Origin of the sequence: Roseburia sp. 499, assembly GCF_001940225.2 — a bacterium.
Lineage (GTDB): Bacteria > Bacillota > Clostridia > Lachnospirales > Lachnospiraceae > Petralouisia.
Genome location: NZ_CP135164.1, coordinates 652,425 through 671,572, shown reverse-complemented (window position 1 = coordinate 671,572; position 19,148 = coordinate 652,425). Strand labels below are relative to the sequence as shown.

Below are 19,148 nucleotides of genomic sequence, written 5' to 3'. Positions count from 1 at the left end.
CTTATACTCGTCGCTACTTGCGAAAAAAAAAACTTATGGGAACTCCAAAACTTTTATGTTCTGAGTTTTCTTCCCATAAGTATTTCCTTTTTAGTCTTCTTTTTTCTCTAAATACAAATCTTGATTAGTATTTATCCTTCTCACATGATAAACCGGCGACCAATCCTTTACTTCAACATCATCTGCTGTTACAACATCTAATTTTTTCAAGTTTGCAAGCGGAAACAAATCCTTTATTTTCGTTCCGCTAATATACAAAATTTCCAACTTGTTCAGATTGGCAAGTGGAGACAAATCACTTATATTAGTTTCATTTATATACAAAAACTCCAATTCTGTCAAATTAGAGATCACTGACAGATTTTCTATTTTGGTTCGTTCTGCATACAAACGTACCAATTTGCTCATATCAGCCAATACGGAAATATCATTTACTTTTGTGTCATCAATATCTAATATTCTGAATTGTGTATGATTTTTTAAGACTGATATGTCATTCACATTCGTCCCTCCGATATACAACACTTCCAACGCCATCATATTTTTTAACACCGTAATATCTCTCACATCCGTTCCACCTAAAGATAATTCTTTCATCAGGACGGCATTACTAAGTGCTGATATATCATTTATCTCCGTTTCATACAGATTCACCTTCTCCAAGTCAGTTAGTTTACTTAGAGCTGATATATCATTTATTTGGGTTGACTTCGCTTCTAATATCTTAATCTTTGTTAAATTGCTAAGTGCAGATATATCACTCACTTGTGTGTCATTTATATATAGTTCTTCTAACTCCGGCATATTACTCAACACCGATATATCACTTACCGCTGTTTCAGAAATATCCAAGACTTTCAATTTTGTCAAGTTCCCTAACATTGATATGTTATCCACTTTACTTTTAGCTAGATAAAGTTTTTCCAATTGTGGCATATTTCCCAGTGCTTCCATAGGCACATCGTAGTCTGTATATATCGCAACTTCTTTTATTTTTGGTAACTTCTGTATTCCTGAGTAATCTTCTATAAGAATATTTCCGTTCAGCTCTATTCCTTTTATATTGGTTAACTGACTTAACATATCTGCATGTTCCTGTTTTATCTCATCAGAAAAAAGAGAAATATACTCCAATTTTTGTAGATTTGAAAGATCTGCACACTCCTTTTCAAAATAATAATTCAGCTTCTTTAAGTCATCTATACCTTCCGTAAACTCAAAATTCTCTATGGACATATTTTTAATAGTAAGAACTGTTACTTTTGATGCTTTTAAACTATCCCATGCTTTTTGTTCAATCCCGCTCATTTCAATATACATTTCCATTTCCTTTGGTGCATTGGCAATTCCTGTGAAATCTTCACCAAATACACCATGCATTTCAATCTTCTCCAACGCATCCATTCCGGAACAGTCTCCAAATCCGTTAACCCTGCACTGCGTCATAGTTAGCTTTTGTAATCCTGTCATTGTATTAATTCCGCTCTTTTCATTGACTACCAGAGAGTCTAACTCCAATGTTTTTACATTTGATAATTGATTACAATCTAAGACATTTGCATCTGGCTCGGATACATCCCAGTTTTCCGGCGAGATATAGAGCTTTTTTATCTGTTTTATCTCTGCAAGCTCCTGAATACTTCTTCCATCATATCCATAAATATCCACATCAATCTCTTTATCCGCTAGATTGAAATAGGACAGATACTTCATATCAAGCTCATACTCACTACCTAGGTTCAATTCCAGTTTCTTGAGATTAACAGAACTATTTACAAGGGCTGCAACTTCTTTATAATTACTTTTATCCAACTTATTAATACTTATAAGTTTCACCAATCCGACTAATTCTTTTTTCAATTGGCCTCTTTCATATGATCTGCCTATATCCACTGCGATTCCTTCCGGAATCTCGATAATGTTAGCTTTTGCAGCTTCTGCTTCTTTCTTTTTTATCTGACCAACAATAATATATCCTGCTATGCATGCGATGACGATAACAGCCAGTGTGATGCATATTACTTTTTTCTTTTTCATCCTTCTTCCTTTTAGTCTTCCCTTTTTTCTAAATACAAATCCTATTATTGAATGTCCACTATTCTCACATGCTGAACAGGTGACCAATCCTTTACTTGTACATTTTTTGCATACACGCTATCTAAATTTTTTAATTTTGCAAGTGGAGACAAATCGGTTATTGATGTTCCACTAATAACCAGTACTTCCAATTCGGCACAGTTTGAAATCGCTGAAAGGTCACTTATTTTCGTTTGCTCTATATACAGACGTTTCAATTTGCTCATATTTGCCAATACAGAAATATCTCTTACTTCAGTGTCATCCATATCTAGCACCCTAAGTTGTGTATTATTTCTTAGGACAGATATGTCACTTACATTTGTTTCGTTAATCCTCAACTCTTCCAATGCTGTCATCTCATTTACCATCGAAATATCACTTACTTTTGTCCCACTTATTACTAACTTCCGCATTTTAGTTGCATTACTAATAGCAGAGATATCACTTACCTCTGTTCCGTTCATATATAGTATCTCTAAATCATCTAGACTACTCAATACTGATATATCACTTATTCTTGTATCTATAACTCTTAATTCCTTAAGTTCTGTCTTATTATTTAACACTGATATATCACTTACTTCTGTACCAGAAATATTTAATACTTTTAACTTTGTCAGATTGCTCAACACTGATATATCACTTACTTCTGTATCGTCTATATATAGTTCTTCTAAATCCGGCATGTTACTTAACACTGATATATCACTCACCTCTGTTTCAGAAACATCCAAGACTTTCAATTTTGTCAAGTTCCCTAACATCGATATGTTATCTACTTTACCTTTAGCTAGATAAAGTTTTTCCAGTTGTGGCATATTTCCCAGTGCTGCTAAAGGCACATCGCTTTCTGTATATATAGTTACTTCTTTTATCTGTGGTAACTTCTGTATCCCTGAATAATCTTCTATAAGAATATTTCCGTTCAACCCTATTCCCTTTATATTGGTTAACTGACTTAACATATCTGCATGTTCCTGCTTTATCTCATCTGAAAAAAGAGAAATATAATCCAATTTCTGTAGTTTTGAAAGATCTGCACATTCCTCATCAAAATAATAATTTAGCTTCTTTAATACATCCATATCTTCTGTAAACTCAAAACTCTCTATGGAAGTATCTTTAATTGTAAGCAATGCTATTTTTGATGTTCTTAAACTATCCCATGCTTTCTGTTCAATCCCACTCATTTCAATATAAAATTCCATTTCATTTGGTGCATTGGCGATTCCTGTGAAGTCCTCACCAGATACACCAATCATCTCAATCTTCTCCAATGCATCCATTCCGGAACAGTCTCCAAATCCGTTAACCTCACATTGAGTCATATTTAGCGTTTGTAACCTTGTCATTGTATTAATTCCACTTTTTTCATTGACTATCAGAGAGTATAATTCCAATGTTCTTACATTTGATAATTGATTACAGTTTAAATTATAGGTAGCATTCGAATTATAATTATAATCTTTAGGATAAATTTCAAGTGTTCCTATCTGCTTTATCTCTATTAACTCTTGGAGACTTCTCTCATCATATCCCCCAATAGTTACATCTAACTCCTTATTCGCTAGATTGAAATAGGACAGATACTTCATATCCACTTCATATCCACTATGCAAATTTAATTCCAGTTTCTCAATATTTACAGAACTATTTACAAGGGCTGCAACTTCTTTATAATTACTCTCATCCAACTTGTCAATACTGATAAGTTTCACCAAATCAACAGCATCTTTCTTCAATTTGCCATCTTCACCTACCTCTACATTTACCTCAATTCCCACTGGAATCTCAATGAAATTTGCTTTTGCAGCTTCTGCTTCTTTCTTTTTTATCTGACCAATAATAATATATCCTGCTATGCATGCGATGACGATAACAGCCAGTGTGATGCAGATTATTTTTTTCTTTTTCATTCCTCTCTTCCTTCCATTGTTACATCTAATTTGGATTAAAATTTGATAAATATTTTTCAATAAGATTTTCTTTTTCTGTACTTCCGTTAAGATATGCCTCGATATCTCCTATTGTTAACTTAAAGTTCTTACTCACTCCTGCATTATAATCCTCTAAGTTCTTCGTTAATCCATTATACGAATCCCCCTCATTTATAGAATATCTCTCCAAATAAAACTCTCCGTTTTGACATGTTACCTGCATGTTGATACAACACTTATTTGCTAAATCCATTAATTCTGATTTATACTCATTCTGCTCCCATCCTTGAGCTATTCTAGCATCAATCGTTGCATTATGCGCCTCTGCTTGACGATTATCATACCAATCTCCAAGTAACTCACACCCAAGATTAATTATCGGAGTCGCCTTTGCCAAATTCCCTCCAATATATTCTATTGCATTTCCCTTTATCTTATCCCAGGCAATTCCTTCACCTTTATTTTTAAAAATTTCTTCATTGCTGCATACTTCGTCCTTCTCTGACTCAAACCAACAAGAGAATGTTTCAGTCGTACTCCAATCAAAAACCTTTGAAATATTACTATAATCAACCATTCCATATACCTGGAATTTATTTATGTCCTTTTCTCCCATATATGTACCATCATTCGTTCGTCCACTTTCTACTGTAACATCATACGCATAAGAACCATCCTTATAATTTCCCAAACTTATATAGGATATATCAATCGGTATATCTTTCAAGCAAACATATACTGATTTCAACGTTCCATTCACCTCGTCGCAATGCAATACAAAATTATTATGTTCTTCGCCATAAGGAACATTTATGGTGGCATTGTTCTTTATAAAGGTTGCAAATAATGAAGACATTGCAAATTGATTTTGAAAATACCGTGATAATTTTTTTCTTTCCTCATCTTCACTACATCTATCTGTCATTATAGTCTGATAGTCAACGGCATTAACCTCCTCATTATACAATGAAAATGCCGCAATAAATGTGTCTGTCAGACCTACGCCATGACAAATATGTTCCCAGTCAAGAGTAGTATAATTTTCTAAAGACCAATCTTCCATATCAACTTTTCCGTAACCAGCACGCAACATTTCTTCAATATTAGCTAAATTGGTTTCTTCGTCTTCAGAATAAAGTTGAAAAAATACTGTTGATAATGCAATCAGCTCCTCCTCTGATAATTGATTTAAATCCTTGCGCATCGCATACTGTATGGCTGACCAGTCAAATATAATCGTTTCGTTTTCGCATACTGTATAATAAGAGTTTGCATAATAGCTAATTAATTGTTCTCTAACAGCATTCATATTTCCCTGTACTTTATCTTGAAATTCTGCTGTTGACAAAGTAGTTATATTTTCTCCATTAAGAGATTTTTTATCTATAAGTCCCGCAAGTGCTTTTATCCCATTGTAAAAACTCTCAAACTCCACCTTTTCATCTTGAAATCGTTTTTCACAGACTTCATCTTGCGCATTTACACTCAGAAATATAGTATCCAATTCACTTTGGGTTATATTATTCTGTTCCACATACTTCTCGGCATATTGTTTTAGTTCCGGATAATAATTATCGTAGTCCAAATTCTCATAATTTACTATATCTGAAAAGAAATCAATAACCGCCCATTCATCATTACTTTTTATGCACTCTTTAATCTCATCATATGCCTCTTGTGAAAAATCTTTTAAAACTCCCATTCCTCTTCCTCATTTCTATTTACAAATATTTACAACACATTCTTCTATTTTACCTGTTCAGTCATTACATCCCATCTGGTCTTTTCAACATTATCCATATATGCATATTCCTGGTATGAACTGCTTAACGTTTCGTATGTATTACTAAACAATACAGAAATCATATCTATTACCATTTGCAACATTTCATTTGTTTCTGATATCACTTCAGCACTTTCACCCGTACTCTCTATCAATACATTTTCTATTTCTTTTATTTTATTATTGATATTTTCCATAGATTCTATCCCTTTATACTTATTTAGCACTTCATTGTATTTATCCAGTTTTATATTGATTTTGTCCAACATGCTCTATTCCCTTCTACCGAATTGTATTGCAACCAGCTCCATATATATCTTCATCCAGCTCATCAATACTAATGATAAATTGTTCAAGTTTGCTTACTACTTCTTTGCACGTATTACTAAATGTGTTTTGATATAACTGTACTGCCTCTAAAAATATCTGTAATTTGTCATGCAATGCTCCTTTTACAATGGATTCATTGGTCATTTCACTAAGAAATTTTATATACGTTTCCATTTTTTCATCCACTAAATCTCCCAACTCACTATACAAAGTCATCAATTTCTCATATTCATCCTCCTGAAGCTTTAAATTGTATGTTGTTGCTGCTGTAAATGCCATTCCTTGCATAATATCACCCTTCCATTCTTGCTTTTTTCTGTTTCAATATCCTAATTTTTTCTTCGTACCGTTGTATATAAGAATCAATTTCCGAAACCCTATCCATTCTTTTCTCTACATTTCTGTTAATATCATCAATCAAATTTTGAATTGTTTGAATCGCTTTCCATACATAAGAGCTACTAGAATAAATAGAATTATATTCTTTCATTTTTTCTGAAATCTTAGTTACACCTCTGCTGCGATATACCGATAACTTTTCAAAACTTGCAACTCGATTACAAAATACTCCCTCCATATTCTCTTTTCTAGCTCTAATACTAATCCTCGAAGTATCTAATTCATCAATTACATTAATCAGGTGATTTTTTTCATCACTCAAATCGCTAATCTTATTCTCATACTCTTTTATTTTGCGCACAATTTCTCTTTCATTCATCCTCATGCCTCCTTGCTATATTGCAGGGTTTCACCCACTCTTTTTACTACACTATGCAAGGTCAATAATTTTTCTTCGTTTCATTTTGATATTTTGCAGAATTAGCCATCTATTGAACAATAGACATTGAACCCTCTTAATTATTTAATATTTATATCTTCCCTCGCATATAACTTCATCATTATAATTCTTTATCATAATAAAGTCAAATGTCCTGAAAATATCTGCCCCAGATATTGACAAATTTTTATCAAAGTTATATAGTTAAATTATGTTTTGTCCTATATTTTCGGGCAATCCGTGAACAATTAAACTACATATTTTATTAGGAGGTTTACACATGAATAACTTAAAGTTAGAAGTGGAAAACGAAATTGCTGTCCTTACTATCAGCAGACCTGGTGCATTAAATGCATTAAACAGTGAAACTCTGGATGAATTGAATACTGTATTATCTGAAATTGAAGCTAGAGACGACGTTAAAGTTGTTATTTTAACAGGTGGTCCTGACAAAAAGGATAACCCATACAAATCTTTCGTAGCTGGTGCTGACATCGCTGAAATGGTGAACTTCTCCGCTGCTGAAGCACGTGCTTTCGGTATGAGAGCTGCTGAACCATTCTTCAAATTAATGAATATGCGTCAGGTAACTATCGCTGCTGTTAACGGATTCGCTTTAGGCGGTGGATGTGAAATCGCTATGGCATGTGATATCCGTATCGCAGCTGACAACGCAACTTTCGCACAGCCTGAAACAGGTCTTGGAATTATCCCAGGATTCGGTGGAACTCAGAGACTTGCTCGTCTGGTAGGAATGGGACGTGCTAAGGAATTAATCTTCACATGTGACAACATCGATGCAAACGAAGCATACAGAATCGGTCTGGTAAACAAAGTTGTTGCTAAGGAAGAACTGATGGATACTGCTAAGAAAATGGCTGCTAAGATTATTTCTAAAGGAAGCTACGCTGTATCTATCGCAAAGGCTGCTATCAACAACGGATACGACATGGATATCAAGAACGCTGTTGAAATGGAAGCTAACTTGTTTGGTATTACCTGCTCTACTCATGATAAGACAGAAGGTATGACTGCTTTCTTAGAGAGAAGAGCTGCTGATTTAACAGATTTCTAATAAGTTATGATTACTTTGGAAGGTATCTCGCTTTCGAGTCGAGATACCTTCTTTTTTTACCTCTTGCACAATTCTTTTACTATTGCTATGATATTATTAGTTATTTTTTTACAAAATAGGAGGCTCCATTATGAATCAGAACATTACTTTTATTGGTGGCGGAAATATGGCAAGCGCCATCATCGGAGGCATTATCAACTCCGGACTCGCATCAAAGGACCAGATTACTGCCACTGCCAAAACAACCGCAACCTGTTCTTCTCTGGCGGAACGTTTCGGAATACATACCACTCAGGATAACGGAAAAGCTGCTGAAACAGCAGATATTCTTTTCCTGGCGGTAAAACCATTTCTTTTTCCGGAAGTAATTCCACAAATCAAAGACAAAGTGAAAAAAGATGCCCTAATCATCTCTATCGCTGCCGGACAGCCGATTGCTACCATTGAATCCCTGTTTGGACACCCAATCAAACTAATTCGTACTATGCCAAACACACCGGCACTGGTAAGCGAAGCTATGAGCGCACTTTGCGTCAATGATAATGTAACAGAAGAAGAACTTTCTACTGCCATCGACATTTTTAACAGTTTTGGAAAATGTGAAGTTGTGAAAGAATCTTTGATGGATGTCGTAACCGGTGTATCCGGCTCCTCTCCTGCCTATGTCTATATGTTTATTGAAGCTATGGCAGATGCTGCTGTCGCTGACGGTATGCCAAGAGCGCAAGCGTACAAGTTCGCAGCACAGTCAGTTCTTGGTTCTGCTAAAATGGTCTTAGAAACCGGAACTCATCCGGGAGCACTGAAGGATGCCGTATGCTCCCCTGCCGGAACTACCATTGAAGCGGTTGCTGTCTTAGAAGAAAAGGGCTTACGAAACGCTGTTATTTCAGCACAAAGAGCATGTACAAAAAAATCAAAAGATATGAGTAAATAGTCGCAGCAATACTGCGAACAGAAAGGATTGTGAAAATTATGTGGGCTTATGAAAGTGTTTTTTATCAGATTTATCCTTTAGGACTATGTGGTGCTCCCTTTGAAAATGATGGAGTTTTGGAACATCGAATTCTAAAAATCAAGGATTGGATTCCTCATATGGAAAAATTAGGCATTGATGCCATTTATTTTTCTCCGCTTATCGAATCTGATACCCATGGCTACAATGCCAGAGATTATCAGAAGTTAGATACCCGTCTCGGAACGAATGATGATTTCAAGGAAGTTTGTGATGCACTACACGAAGCTGGCATACGCGTTGTTCTGGACGGTGTTTTCAACCATGCCGGACGTGGATTTTTCGCTTTTCAGGATGTCGTAAAAAATCGTGAATCTTCACCTTACAAAGACTGGTTTCACATTGACTTTAACGGCAATTCTAACTACAATGACGGCCTTTGGTATGAAGGCTGGGAGGGCAATTATGACCTCGTAAAATTAAATCTTAGAAATGAAGAAGTCATCGGTTACCTTCTGGACAGTGTTACCTTCTGGGTAAATAACTGGGATATTGATGGACTTCGTCTGGATGTGGCATACTGCCTTGACCATGACTTCGTCCGCAGACTGAGAAACCATTGTGACAGCTTAAAACAAGACTTTTTCCTGGTTGGGGAAATGCTCCATGGAGACTACAATCAGTTGATGAACGACCAGATGCTCCACTCTGCTACCAACTATGAGTGTTACAAAGGTCTTTACTCCAGTTTCAACTCCATGAACATGTTTGAAATCAACCACTCTCTGCTACGTCAATTCGGCCCGGAAGACTGGACTATTTATAGAGGAAAACATCTTTTGAGTTTCGTAGATAACCATGATGTTTCTCGTGTTGCAAGTATTTTGACCAACAAATCACATCTTCCACTGATTTATGCTTTGTGTTTCGGTATGCCGGGCATTCCTTGTGTCTACTACGGCAGTGAATGGGGACTGGAAGGCGACAAGAGTCAGGGCGATCCCGCTCTTCGTCCAGCAATAGAAAAACCGGAATGGAACGAACTGACTGACTGGATTGCCAAACTCGCTACTGCGAAAAAATCATCTGATGCTTTAAATTACGGTTCTTTCCGCTCCGTTGTATTAACAAATAAGCAATGCATTTTTGAACGAAAAACAGAAAAGGAACGTGTTCTGGTTGCCATCAATGCAGACAGCGAAGCTTATACAGCCCATTTTGATGCCGGATGTGGTACTGCTGTTGATTTGATTACCGGAGAAAAACATGACTTTGGTGGCGGAAGTGAACTGCCTCCTTATAGCGCATATTTCTGGAAATGCGAAGTGTAAAATACTTTTGACATGCCCGAAAATAGGCAATGTAAAACAGTTTTGATAGCAAAAACAAACTCCCTATAATAGAATACAACCAAGGAGAGATACAAGATGGAAATTGGCAAACAAATAAAAAAGTACAGACTTGAATTAAATTTATCACAGGATGATTTGGCAGAAAAAATATTCGTAACACGCCAGACAATTTCAAACTGGGAAAATGATAAGAATTATCCAGACATCAAAAGTCTTTTATTGCTAAGTTCTCTTTTTGATACCTCTCTTGATATTCTAGTAAAAGGAGATTTGGAAGAAATGAAAGAACAAATTAAAGCAGAGGACGTAAAACAATTTAATCATGATGGTGCCATTTTTAGTTTCTTATTATTAGGAGTTGTAGTATCAGCAATTCCTCTATTCCTTTTCTTAGATTTTATCGGAATAGGAATATGGGCATTACTATTTATCATTACTATGTATTATGCCCTCCGAATTGAAAAACAGAAAAAAGCACATGACATCCAGACTTATAAAGAAATTGTTGCTTTCTCAGAAGGCAAAAAACTGTCTGAATCAGAAAAAGGTTATGAACGTGTAAAACGTCCTTACCAGAATATACTGTGTGTAATTGGTTCGGCACTAATTACATTAGTCATTTGTATGGTTATTGCTTTTTTTCTCCGTTAATTTTCCAAGTTGGTTGAACCAACTCTGGGGCAATGCAAGTCCAAACACAATTCCAAGTACCATTGCCCCTGCTATCTTAAAGGTTTCTATTCCTTTGGCAGTAAACTGTGCCAAATCATTCATAATCAAATAGTAGGAAGCATAATAAATTCCTGCTCCCGGTACTAAAGTAAAGATACCTGTCACCAGAAAAATGGTAACAGGTGTTTTTCGTATCGCAGATAAAATGCGCGCCAATAACGTCAAAATCACGGTAGCCCAAAGAGACGCCATTACAACACCTGCTCCCATATTTAAAAACAGCAGGTATGACATCCACCCTACACATCCCGTAATCGCGCAAAAAATATACTCTTTTTTGGGTGCATTAAATAAAATAACAAATGCTAGCGTTGCCAACATAGATACTATAATCTGATCTATCATAAAAATACGGCACCTCCTGTTACAAATTGAAATACCTTGATTGCAGCACCCACGCCGATAGCAATACACATCGCAGTTAAGAGAGCGTCAATCAATCGAATACTACCGGAAAGGTAATCCCCTCCAAATAGGTCACGAATCGCCGTAGTCAATGCCACTCCCGGCACCAGAGGAATAATTCCCCCAATAATAACCTTATCAAACCAGATTCCCGTTCCTGCCATATATAACACCAAACTTCCTGCTGTTACAATGACACTTCCTATGATATTTAAAATAAACTTAGATGTATGATGCTTTGAGGCAGTAAGCAAAAAAATCTCCAAAAGCATCCCTAAAAGAAATGAGATAGCGCTATCATAAGGTCTTCCTCCGAACAAATAGCAAAAACTGGCTCCACCCATACCACATGCCAGAATTCGTACCCATCCTGCCGGCCGTTTCTTCCTTTTATAGTTTTCTAACCGCTCATATGCCTGTTCCAAATCACATGTTCCTTCGCATATTTCACGAGACAACTGATTGATGTCTTCTATCATCTGAAGATTTACCTCCCCAATGGTCACATACCGTACCATACTACTGGCATCCTCTTCCTTTTCATGAACCGTTGCAAATATGCCATTGGTAACTACAAATACATTGTAATCTTCTATTCCATATGCTTCCAGAATACGTCCCACCGTTTCTTGCACACGGTAGATTTCTCCTCCATTTTTCAGTAATACTTCTCCTGTGGATATAGCCAGATTTAGAATTCTTTTGCTATCTTGCCTGTTTTCCATCTTCTATCTCCTATTTTTATACATTAATTACTTTTCCTGCCTCTGCTAAGATACAATTATCTCCCAGTTGCTCTTTTATTGCCGCAATCCCAAGGATTCCGGTACAATGCATCGGTACAATAATTTCTGCATTTATTTTTTTCAATTCCTGAATCGTCATTTCCAGACGCTCTTTGGCACAACCTTTTAAATGCATTCCGGCAAAAATCCCATAAATACGCTCTCCCGGAAAACTTTCCTTTACATAGGAAAGACAATTTATAATCCCCGGATGTGCACACCCTGCAAATACATAAAGTCCTTTTTCTTCCCTAATTACCATAATCTGTTCATCTGCCATATTATCCAAAATTGTTCCTAACTCATCTTGATAGAACACTTTCGGCTTCGGTTCAAATGGAACACAATATGGAATTTCTGACAATAAAAAAACATTTTCTGCTATTTGCTTTTTTCTTTCTTGTATTAATGTTAACTGTTCTCCACACACTTCCGGTTCCCAATCAATACCAATATAACGCATCTCATTATTTTTGAGATTCTTCGTATATTTCTTTTCAAATGCCCGGTAATTGACATATACCGGACAGGACAACATCTTTGCTTCCTCTTCTATCCAATTTCCCAATCCACCACAATGGTCATAATGTCCATGGCTTAAAACAATGCCGTCAAGTTCTGTCAAATCTTCTTTCAAAGTCCTGGCATTTCTTACAAATACTCTTGTCTGCCCCGTATCAAACAGAAATCTTTTGCCTTCTGTTTCTATCAATAGCGACAATCCATGTTCTCCGATAAACCCTCTCTTATATACTGTATTTTCCGTTAAAATACTTATTTTCATACCCTTTTCTCCTATGCTCTAAATAAGGGGCTCCTAAAAGGACCCCCTTAGCAAACTGATTATTCTATTGTGTCTCTTCCTGTGCTTCCTTTGCCTGAAGAATCGCTTCGTTCAATGAAAGCATCTTTGCATCCAACATAGATACAATTCCCGCACATTCTCTTAAATCACGACTGATATACTCCGGCGCATTTCCTTCAAACTTATAGTATATCTTATGTTCGAGACTTGCCCAGAAATCCATTGCAATGGTTCTTATCTGAATCTCAACCTTGGTATCCACCACTCGGTCTGACAAGAAAATTGGTACGGTTACCAACATATGATAACTCTTATATCCACTATCCTTTGGATTCTTGATATAATCCTTAACAGAAACTACCGTAAGGTCATTTTGCTTTCCAATCATTTCTGCTAATCTATAAATGTCAGATGTAAAAGAACATACAATACGAATTCCCGCTATATCATTTACATGAGTAACCATATTATCAATCGTACTTTCATATCCGGAACGTTTTAACTTCTTTACAATACTCTCCGGAGACTTAATTCTTGACTTAATATATTCAATAGGATTATACCTATGTACATGCTGAAATTCATCATTTAAAATCTCAAGCTTTGTTCCAACTTCTTTTAAAGCTGAATTATATAAAAACATAACTGTTTTCCAACTATCTACATCTTCATTAAATGTAACAGGTGTGTCCATTTCTTTTCCTTCTTTCCACCTTTGTGTTCATAAAACTTGCAATGCACATAAAAGCACTGCTGATTACTTTTATGTACATTATATCATATTTTAGGTGAAAAAGTTCAATTTTTACCATATTTTATAAACTTTTCATTTTTAAATCTGCGCATTCACTTTTGCATCTGCAATAATTTTTTTAGGAAAACCTACATATTCTAACAACCGTATTGCATTCTGTGAAGTAGCTGGTCCCGAATATAATTTGTAATCAAATTCAATGTCCTGTTCTCCTATCTTTTCGCTAAAATGATAGTTATCATATTGCTCTTGAAGCAATAACGTAAGTTCCTGATCATGAGATGCTACCATAACCAGACAATTTTCCTTTGTCAGATACTCCAGAATCGCCTCTGATGCTGCAATTCTTTCTCTGGTATTGGTTCCTCTTAAAATCTCATCAACAATACAAATGGTACATCTGTCTGCATTCAATTGTTCTAACATTCGTTTTAGATACTTGATTTCTTTGATAAAATAACTGTCTCCTGCCATAATATCATCCTGAACTGCCATAGAAGTAACAACGTCAGCATGCGGCATTTGCATTTTCTTTGCCATACAGGTGTGAATGGTCTGTGCTAAAATTGCATTTACTGCTACAGCTTTAATAAATGTGGATTTTCCAGAAGCATTGGATCCTGTAATAATACAATTTCTTCTCCAAACCATAGAATTACATACCGGTTCTTCAATTAACGGATGATAAGCTTCTTCCAGTTGAATCTCTCTTTTCTCCCAAAACTCCGGAGTAGTATAGAAATCAATGCTCTTTCGAAAGGATGCGATACTGATAACCATATCAATGTTACCAATTGCTTCAAAAATTTCAATATATTCTTTCTGATATCGAACAAGCATATCAATGCTCTTATCATATGCGGTCAGGTGCCACAGTGTCGCCCCCAGAAGATAATCGCCCAAAACTCCAAACTCCGTTGACATCATCGAATCTCTTACCGACTGCATCCTTTCAATCGTTTTCCCAATTTTCCCTAAAATCTGCAGAGGTTCTTTCAGACTATGACAAAACTCTTCTTCACACTCCAACTTATTCAGCGCTTTTCCTACCTTTAACACAGAACCTAATGTTCCAAGCATTGCAAGATTTGTTTCATAGCGCATTTTCATTGCTGCATATATTACGACATTAAGAATAATATTTCCTGCAAGAAATCCTGCAAAAACTATATTCCTAGATGTCAAAAACCCAATTAAGAAACAAATTGGTAAAATCTGTAAAATTCTATATACATTTTTCCATCCTATTTTACTTTCTTCAATCGACTCCATATAGGGAAAAATATAATAAGAAGCTTCCTTTTTCCCTATCTGCTGCAAATACTCCAATGCCCGATTTCTCTCTTCTTCATTTTCTGAAAAGTACTGCACAGACTTCTCCAATTTTTCCAATTCTTCCTCAGACTTTTCTGTATTATGCATAGTATCATACAGAATCTGCTCTCCGGCAGAACTGACACAGTTATTAATACGCCAGTATATTTCATCCATGGACAAATCTTTCCATGTAATATCATCTACATTAGCCTCTTCCTTCCGGTTATCCAGATAAAGTCGAATTTTTTTTGTATCCTTCTCCTTATGTTCCGGTTTTTTTCCAAATCTTTCTCTTATTTCCCTTCGCTTCTTTTTTTCCCACTGGATACGGTTGTAATTACTGATTACAAAATACGCCACAACCATAAATATCACAACTACAATAGCTTCCATTCTATTTCCCTCCACACTCATTATTGTATTATTTATTTAATACAATAATACATCCTTGTGTTTTTGTCAACCAGCTAACCTATTCCTACACCGCAGAAAAAAAGAGCTATCATACACTAACGGTACAATAGCTCTTGGAAAATTTTCTCTTACTTGCTCTCTAAAATCTTTTCAATACTTACCAATTTTACACAGGTAACAAAAATATCTGTTGCCTTCTTCAAATCCTCTATGGTTGGATAAGAAGGTGCGATACGGATAGTACTGTCTTTCGGATCTTTTCCATATGGATAAGGTGCTCCTGCCGGTGTCATAGTAACGCCTGCTTTCTTTGCCTTAGCTACGATTGCCTTAGCACATCCTTCCAGTGCTTCGAAGGAGATGAAGTATCCTCCCTTTGGTGCAATCCAGCTTCCAACTTCACGTCCTGCTAATTCTTCATTAAAAGTATTGATAATCATCTCGAACTTTGGTCTTAAGATTGCTGCATGTTTCTTCATGTGTTCTTCCATTCCGTGAATATCCTTGAAGAATCTTACATGACGCAACTGATTTACCTTATCATGTCCGATGGTTGCTACTTTCATCTGTTTTTTAATATCTTCCAAGTTATTTGCAGAAGTTGCGATTGCTGCTACACCGGAACCCGGGAAGCTAATCTTAGAAGTAGAACAGAACTTATATACCATATCCGGATTACCGGCACGCTTACATTCTGCCAAAATCTCAATCAAGCTGTCCTGATCAATATCATATAAGTGATGTACACCATATGCATTATCCCAATAGATACGGAAATCCTTTGCAGCCGGTTTCAATCTTGCGAAACGACGTACTGTTTCATCAGAATAGGTAATTCCCTGTGGATTAGAATATTTCGGTACACACCAGATACCCTTAATCGCTTCATCCTTGCTTACCAGTTCTTCTACCATATCCATATCCGGTCCGGTTGGAAGCATTGGCACGTTAATCATTTCAATTCCAAAATACTCTGTGATTGCAAAATGTCTGTCATATCCCGGAACCGGACATAAGAATTTTACTTTGTCTAACTTACACCATGGAGTATTTCCCATTACACCATGTGTCATAGAACGTGCAATACAGTCATACATGATATTCAGACTGGAATTTCCATAAATAATGATATTATCCGGATGACATTCAATCATGTCGCCTAACAGCACTTTTGCTTCCTGAATACCGTCTAATACACCGTAATTACGACAATCAGTTCCGTCTTCACAGCTTAAGTCTGTATTGCTATTTAAAACATCCATCATTCCCATGGATATATCTAACTGCTCTGCAGATGGCTTTCCTCTTGACATGTCCAATTTCAATCCGCTCTGAGCATAACTCTTATATGCTGCTTCCAGACTTGCTTTCTCCTGTAATAATTCTTCCTTGCTCATCTCCTGATATGACTGCATTTCAAAATCCTCCTAAAACTTCTGTCTCATATTTATCAAATGCGTTCACTGCGTATGCACCTTGAACGACTCGTAGCTTAACTGCAACTTTTTATATTATGCACTATCCGTATATGATTTGTAAAGCATTTTCTTTCACAAATTTACATTTGTTCGTGTGGTGCGGACTATACAATTTTACTAAAACTACGAATTTTCCTTCAAAAAACGAAGGTGCTCTTTGATATTCTTCTCATACCCGTTTTCCGTTGGCTCATAAAAATGACAATCTGTCAGTCCGTCTGGCAAATACTGTTGCTTCACATAGTGATTCGGATAATCATGTGCATACAGATATCCATCGCCATGTCCTAATTTCTGTGCGCCCTTATAATGAGCATCCTGTAAATGTACCGGAATTGGTGCAGTCTTGGTATTGCGCACTGTGTCCATCGCATCAAATACTGCCATGCAAGAGGCATTACTCTTAGGTGCACAAGCTACATAAGTCACCGCCTGCGCCAATATAATCTGAGCTTCCGGCATTCCTACCCGCTCTACAGCCTGAGCTGCACTTACTGCTACCGTCAATGCATTTGGGTCTGCATTTCCTACATCTTCCGAGGCACAAATCATAATCCTTCTTGCAATGAACTTAATATCTTCCCCTGCATACAACATTCTAGCCAGATAATACACTGCTGCATCCGGGTCCGAACCACGCATACTTTTAATAAAAGCTGAAACGGTATCGTAATGGTTGTCCCCTGTTTTGTCATAACGCACTACCCGCTTCTGGATACATTCCTCTGCCACCTCCAGTGTAATATGTATCTTTCCGTCCTCTCCCCTTGGAGTCGTAAGCACTCCAAGTTCTATTGCTGTAAGTGCGGCTCTGGCATCTCCATTCGAAATATCCGCCAGAAAATCTAATGCATCTTCTTCTAATACTGCATCATAGGAACCCATTCCCTTTTCCCTATCCGTCACAGCACGCGTTAGAATTGTCTTGATGTCTTCTTTTGTCAAAGGTTTCAGTTCAAATACCACAGACCTTGAAAGCAACGCCCCGTTCACCTCAAAGTAAGGATTTTCTGTAGTAGCTCCAATCAAAATAATAGTTCCATCCTCTACAAAAGGAAGTAGGTAATCCTGCTGTCCCTTGTTGAAACGATGAATTTCATCTATAAATAGAATCGTCTTTTTTCCATACATTCCCTGATTATTTTTCGCCTGCTCTACTACTTCTTCCATATCCTTTTTTCCTGCAGATGTGGCATTTATCTGAGTAAACTCTGCACTGGTAGTATTGGCAATGACCTTTGCCAATGTTGTCTTGCCGGTTCCAGGAGGTCCATAGAAAATAACAGAACTTAACTTATCCGCTTTAATGGCACGATAAAGTAGTTTATCCTTTCCTATGATATGCTGCTGCCCTACTACTTCTTCTAATTTTACCGGACGCAGGCGACTTGCAAGAGGGGACTCCTTTTCCTGATTCTGTTCCCGCATATAATCAAATAAATCCATGATTTCCTCACTTCCTGTATCTATTCCATAATCAACTCATCTACCGTCACGAATTCGTATCCATCCTTTTGTAAAATATCAATGATTTCTTTTGTTGCCGATACTGTACTTTCGTAACTGTCATGCATTAAAATAATATCACCTTCTTCTACGTTCGTCACTACCTTATTTACTACTTTATCCTTATTCTTACTGGACCAGTCCAAGGTATCTACATCCCATAATACCTCTATCATATTTACTTCGCAGTCCAATCTATCCTTCCAATCTCCAAAAGGAGGTCGCAAATATTCCGGGTATTTTCCTGTAACGGAATAAATCAGTTCATTGGTCCGGTTTACCTGTGTACATGCCTGTACACTAGAAAGCTTACTGAGTTGTTCATGCTTATAAGAATGATTTCCAATTAAGTGACCTTCCTCACTCATTCTTTTTACAATATCCGGATATTTCTCTACCTGCTCTCCCAAGAGAAAAAAGGTTGCCTTTACATTTTTTTCTTTTAACACATCCAACATTTCGGGAGTATAGACCGGATGTGGACCATCATCAAACGTAAGTGCAACCTTTTTCTTTTCCTGTATTGTGTTTACAGTTTCTCTTGTCTGCAACTCTATTTTCTGATAAGAAACTCCCCCTAGCAAAAGCACAATGCAGATGATATCCAAAAGCAACAACTTCTGCCATAACTTCTTCCTACCAATTCTATTCATAATATATTCC

18 protein-coding genes are annotated in these 19,148 nt (G+C 36.5%); 4 read left to right on the top strand and 14 right to left on the bottom strand.

Annotated features, from left to right (window positions below; genetic code table 11):
• Positions 1 to 90 precede the first annotated feature (90 nt).
• The 6 genes from BIV20_RS03445 to BIV20_RS03420 are packed head-to-tail and all read right to left on the bottom strand — an operon-like array spanning position 91 to position 6,847.
• Entirely contained in the window at positions 91 to 2,037 is a 1,947-nt protein-coding gene (locus tag BIV20_RS03445; protein WP_075718089.1) for a leucine-rich repeat domain-containing protein, read from the bottom strand.
• 44 nt (positions 2,038 to 2,081) lie between these two features.
• Positions 2,082 to 3,995, bottom strand: a complete 1,914-nt coding sequence (locus tag BIV20_RS03440) for a leucine-rich repeat domain-containing protein (RefSeq protein ID WP_075718087.1) — start codon at positions 3,993 to 3,995, stop codon at positions 2,082 to 2,084.
• A 25-nt stretch (positions 3,996 to 4,020) separates the two neighbouring features.
• Positions 4,021 to 5,718 carry a hypothetical protein gene (locus BIV20_RS03435; RefSeq protein ID WP_075718085.1) on the bottom strand — a complete coding sequence of 566 codons (1,698 nt, stop codon included), beginning with the start codon at positions 5,716 to 5,718 and terminating at the stop codon, positions 4,021 to 4,023.
• A gap of 44 nt (positions 5,719 to 5,762) precedes the next feature.
• Positions 5,763 to 6,068, bottom strand: a complete 306-nt coding sequence (locus BIV20_RS03430; RefSeq protein WP_075718083.1) for a hypothetical protein — start codon at positions 6,066 to 6,068, stop codon at positions 5,763 to 5,765.
• A gap of 13 nt (positions 6,069 to 6,081) precedes the next feature.
• Positions 6,082 to 6,417, bottom strand: coding sequence for a hypothetical protein (locus tag BIV20_RS03425; protein WP_075718081.1), 336 nt, complete (start codon positions 6,415 to 6,417; stop codon positions 6,082 to 6,084).
• A gap of 4 nt (positions 6,418 to 6,421) precedes the next feature.
• Positions 6,422 to 6,847, bottom strand: coding sequence for a hypothetical protein (locus tag BIV20_RS03420; RefSeq protein WP_075718079.1), 426 nt, complete (start codon positions 6,845 to 6,847; stop codon positions 6,422 to 6,424).
• A gap of 340 nt (positions 6,848 to 7,187) precedes the next feature.
• Here BIV20_RS03420 and BIV20_RS03415 point away from each other — a divergent pair, with 340 nt between their 5' ends.
• The 4 genes from BIV20_RS03415 (at position 7,188) to BIV20_RS03400 (ending at position 10,940) form a co-directional block, all read left to right on the top strand.
• Complete coding sequence (locus BIV20_RS03415) at positions 7,188 to 7,982, top strand: enoyl-CoA hydratase-related protein (RefSeq protein WP_075718077.1); 795 nt, start codon at positions 7,188 to 7,190, stop codon at positions 7,980 to 7,982.
• A 130-nt stretch (positions 7,983 to 8,112) separates the two neighbouring features.
• Entirely contained in the window at positions 8,113 to 8,919 is an 807-nt protein-coding gene (gene proC / locus BIV20_RS03410; RefSeq protein ID WP_075718075.1) for a pyrroline-5-carboxylate reductase, read from the top strand.
• Positions 8,920 to 8,957: 38 nt separating this feature from the next.
• Positions 8,958 to 10,268 carry an alpha-amylase family glycosyl hydrolase gene (locus BIV20_RS03405; RefSeq protein ID WP_075718073.1) on the top strand — a complete coding sequence of 437 codons (1,311 nt, stop codon included), beginning with the start codon at positions 8,958 to 8,960 and terminating at the stop codon, positions 10,266 to 10,268.
• A gap of 96 nt (positions 10,269 to 10,364) precedes the next feature.
• On the top strand, positions 10,365 to 10,940 hold the full coding sequence (locus BIV20_RS03400) for a helix-turn-helix domain-containing protein (protein WP_075718071.1): 576 nt from the start codon (positions 10,365 to 10,367) through the stop codon (positions 10,938 to 10,940).
• Here the strand turns inward: BIV20_RS03400 and BIV20_RS03395 are convergent.
• The 8 genes from BIV20_RS03395 to BIV20_RS03360 form a co-directional block, all read right to left on the bottom strand.
• Complete coding sequence (locus BIV20_RS03395; protein WP_075718069.1) at positions 10,902 to 11,366, bottom strand: threonine/serine exporter family protein; 465 nt, start codon at positions 11,364 to 11,366, stop codon at positions 10,902 to 10,904. The genes BIV20_RS03400 and BIV20_RS03395 overlap by 39 nt on opposite strands.
• The gene (locus tag BIV20_RS03390) at positions 11,363 to 12,151 is read right to left on the bottom strand and encodes a threonine/serine ThrE exporter family protein (protein WP_075718067.1); all 789 of its coding nucleotides are present in this window, start codon (positions 12,149 to 12,151) and stop codon (positions 11,363 to 11,365) included. Before BIV20_RS03390 ends, BIV20_RS03395 begins: the two co-directional genes overlap by 4 nt.
• A gap of 16 nt (positions 12,152 to 12,167) precedes the next feature.
• Positions 12,168 to 12,995, bottom strand: a complete 828-nt coding sequence (locus BIV20_RS03385; protein WP_075718065.1) for an MBL fold metallo-hydrolase — start codon at positions 12,993 to 12,995, stop codon at positions 12,168 to 12,170.
• Between the two features lie 64 nt (positions 12,996 to 13,059).
• Entirely contained in the window at positions 13,060 to 13,710 is a 651-nt protein-coding gene (locus BIV20_RS03380; protein ID WP_075718063.1) for a GTP pyrophosphokinase, read from the bottom strand.
• Between the two features lie 138 nt (positions 13,711 to 13,848).
• On the bottom strand, positions 13,849 to 15,480 hold the full coding sequence (locus BIV20_RS03375; RefSeq protein ID WP_075718061.1) for a MutS-related protein: 1,632 nt from the start codon (positions 15,478 to 15,480) through the stop codon (positions 13,849 to 13,851).
• A gap of 149 nt (positions 15,481 to 15,629) precedes the next feature.
• Positions 15,630 to 16,916, bottom strand: a complete 1,287-nt coding sequence (locus BIV20_RS03370; protein WP_075718059.1) for an aminotransferase — start codon at positions 16,914 to 16,916, stop codon at positions 15,630 to 15,632.
• A gap of 186 nt (positions 16,917 to 17,102) precedes the next feature.
• A complete protein-coding gene (locus tag BIV20_RS03365) occupies positions 17,103 to 18,425 on the bottom strand; it encodes a replication-associated recombination protein A (RefSeq protein WP_075718057.1) in 1,323 nt (440 codons plus the stop codon).
• A gap of 20 nt (positions 18,426 to 18,445) precedes the next feature.
• The gene (locus BIV20_RS03360) at positions 18,446 to 19,138 is read right to left on the bottom strand and encodes a polysaccharide deacetylase family protein (protein ID WP_075718055.1); all 693 of its coding nucleotides are present in this window, start codon (positions 19,136 to 19,138) and stop codon (positions 18,446 to 18,448) included.
• Between the last annotated feature and the right edge of the window lie 10 nt (positions 19,139 to 19,148).

Coding starts and splice junctions, on each gene's coding strand:
- BIV20_RS03445 (WP_075718089.1), bottom strand. CDS start 2,037: ATGAAAAAGAAAAAAGTAATATGCATCACACTGGCTGTTATCGTCATC.
- BIV20_RS03440 (WP_075718087.1), bottom strand. CDS start 3,995: ATGAAAAAGAAAAAAATAATCTGCATCACACTGGCTGTTATCGTCATC.
- BIV20_RS03435 (WP_075718085.1), bottom strand. CDS start 5,718: ATGGGAGTTTTAAAAGATTTTTCACAAGAGGCATATGATGAGATTAAA.
- BIV20_RS03430 (WP_075718083.1), bottom strand. CDS start 6,068: ATGTTGGACAAAATCAATATAAAACTGGATAAATACAATGAAGTGCTA.
- BIV20_RS03425 (WP_075718081.1), bottom strand. CDS start 6,417: ATGCAAGGAATGGCATTTACAGCAGCAACAACATACAATTTAAAGCTT.
- BIV20_RS03420 (WP_075718079.1), bottom strand. CDS start 6,847: ATGAATGAAAGAGAAATTGTGCGCAAAATAAAAGAGTATGAGAATAAG.
- BIV20_RS03415 (WP_075718077.1), top strand. CDS start 7,188: ATGAATAACTTAAAGTTAGAAGTGGAAAACGAAATTGCTGTCCTTACT.
- proC (WP_075718075.1), top strand. CDS start 8,113: ATGAATCAGAACATTACTTTTATTGGTGGCGGAAATATGGCAAGCGCC.
- BIV20_RS03405 (WP_075718073.1), top strand. CDS start 8,958: ATGTGGGCTTATGAAAGTGTTTTTTATCAGATTTATCCTTTAGGACTA.
- BIV20_RS03400 (WP_075718071.1), top strand. CDS start 10,365: ATGGAAATTGGCAAACAAATAAAAAAGTACAGACTTGAATTAAATTTA.
- BIV20_RS03395 (WP_075718069.1), bottom strand. CDS start 11,366: ATGATAGATCAGATTATAGTATCTATGTTGGCAACGCTAGCATTTGTT.
- BIV20_RS03390 (WP_075718067.1), bottom strand. CDS start 12,151: ATGGAAAACAGGCAAGATAGCAAAAGAATTCTAAATCTGGCTATATCC.
- BIV20_RS03385 (WP_075718065.1), bottom strand. CDS start 12,995: ATGAAAATAAGTATTTTAACGGAAAATACAGTATATAAGAGAGGGTTT.
- BIV20_RS03380 (WP_075718063.1), bottom strand. CDS start 13,710: ATGGACACACCTGTTACATTTAATGAAGATGTAGATAGTTGGAAAACA.
- BIV20_RS03375 (WP_075718061.1), bottom strand. CDS start 15,480: ATGGAAGCTATTGTAGTTGTGATATTTATGGTTGTGGCGTATTTTGTA.
- BIV20_RS03370 (WP_075718059.1), bottom strand. CDS start 16,916: ATGCAGTCATATCAGGAGATGAGCAAGGAAGAATTATTACAGGAGAAA.
- BIV20_RS03365 (WP_075718057.1), bottom strand. CDS start 18,425: ATGGATTTATTTGATTATATGCGGGAACAGAATCAGGAAAAGGAGTCC.
- BIV20_RS03360 (WP_075718055.1), bottom strand. CDS start 19,138: ATGAATAGAATTGGTAGGAAGAAGTTATGGCAGAAGTTGTTGCTTTTG.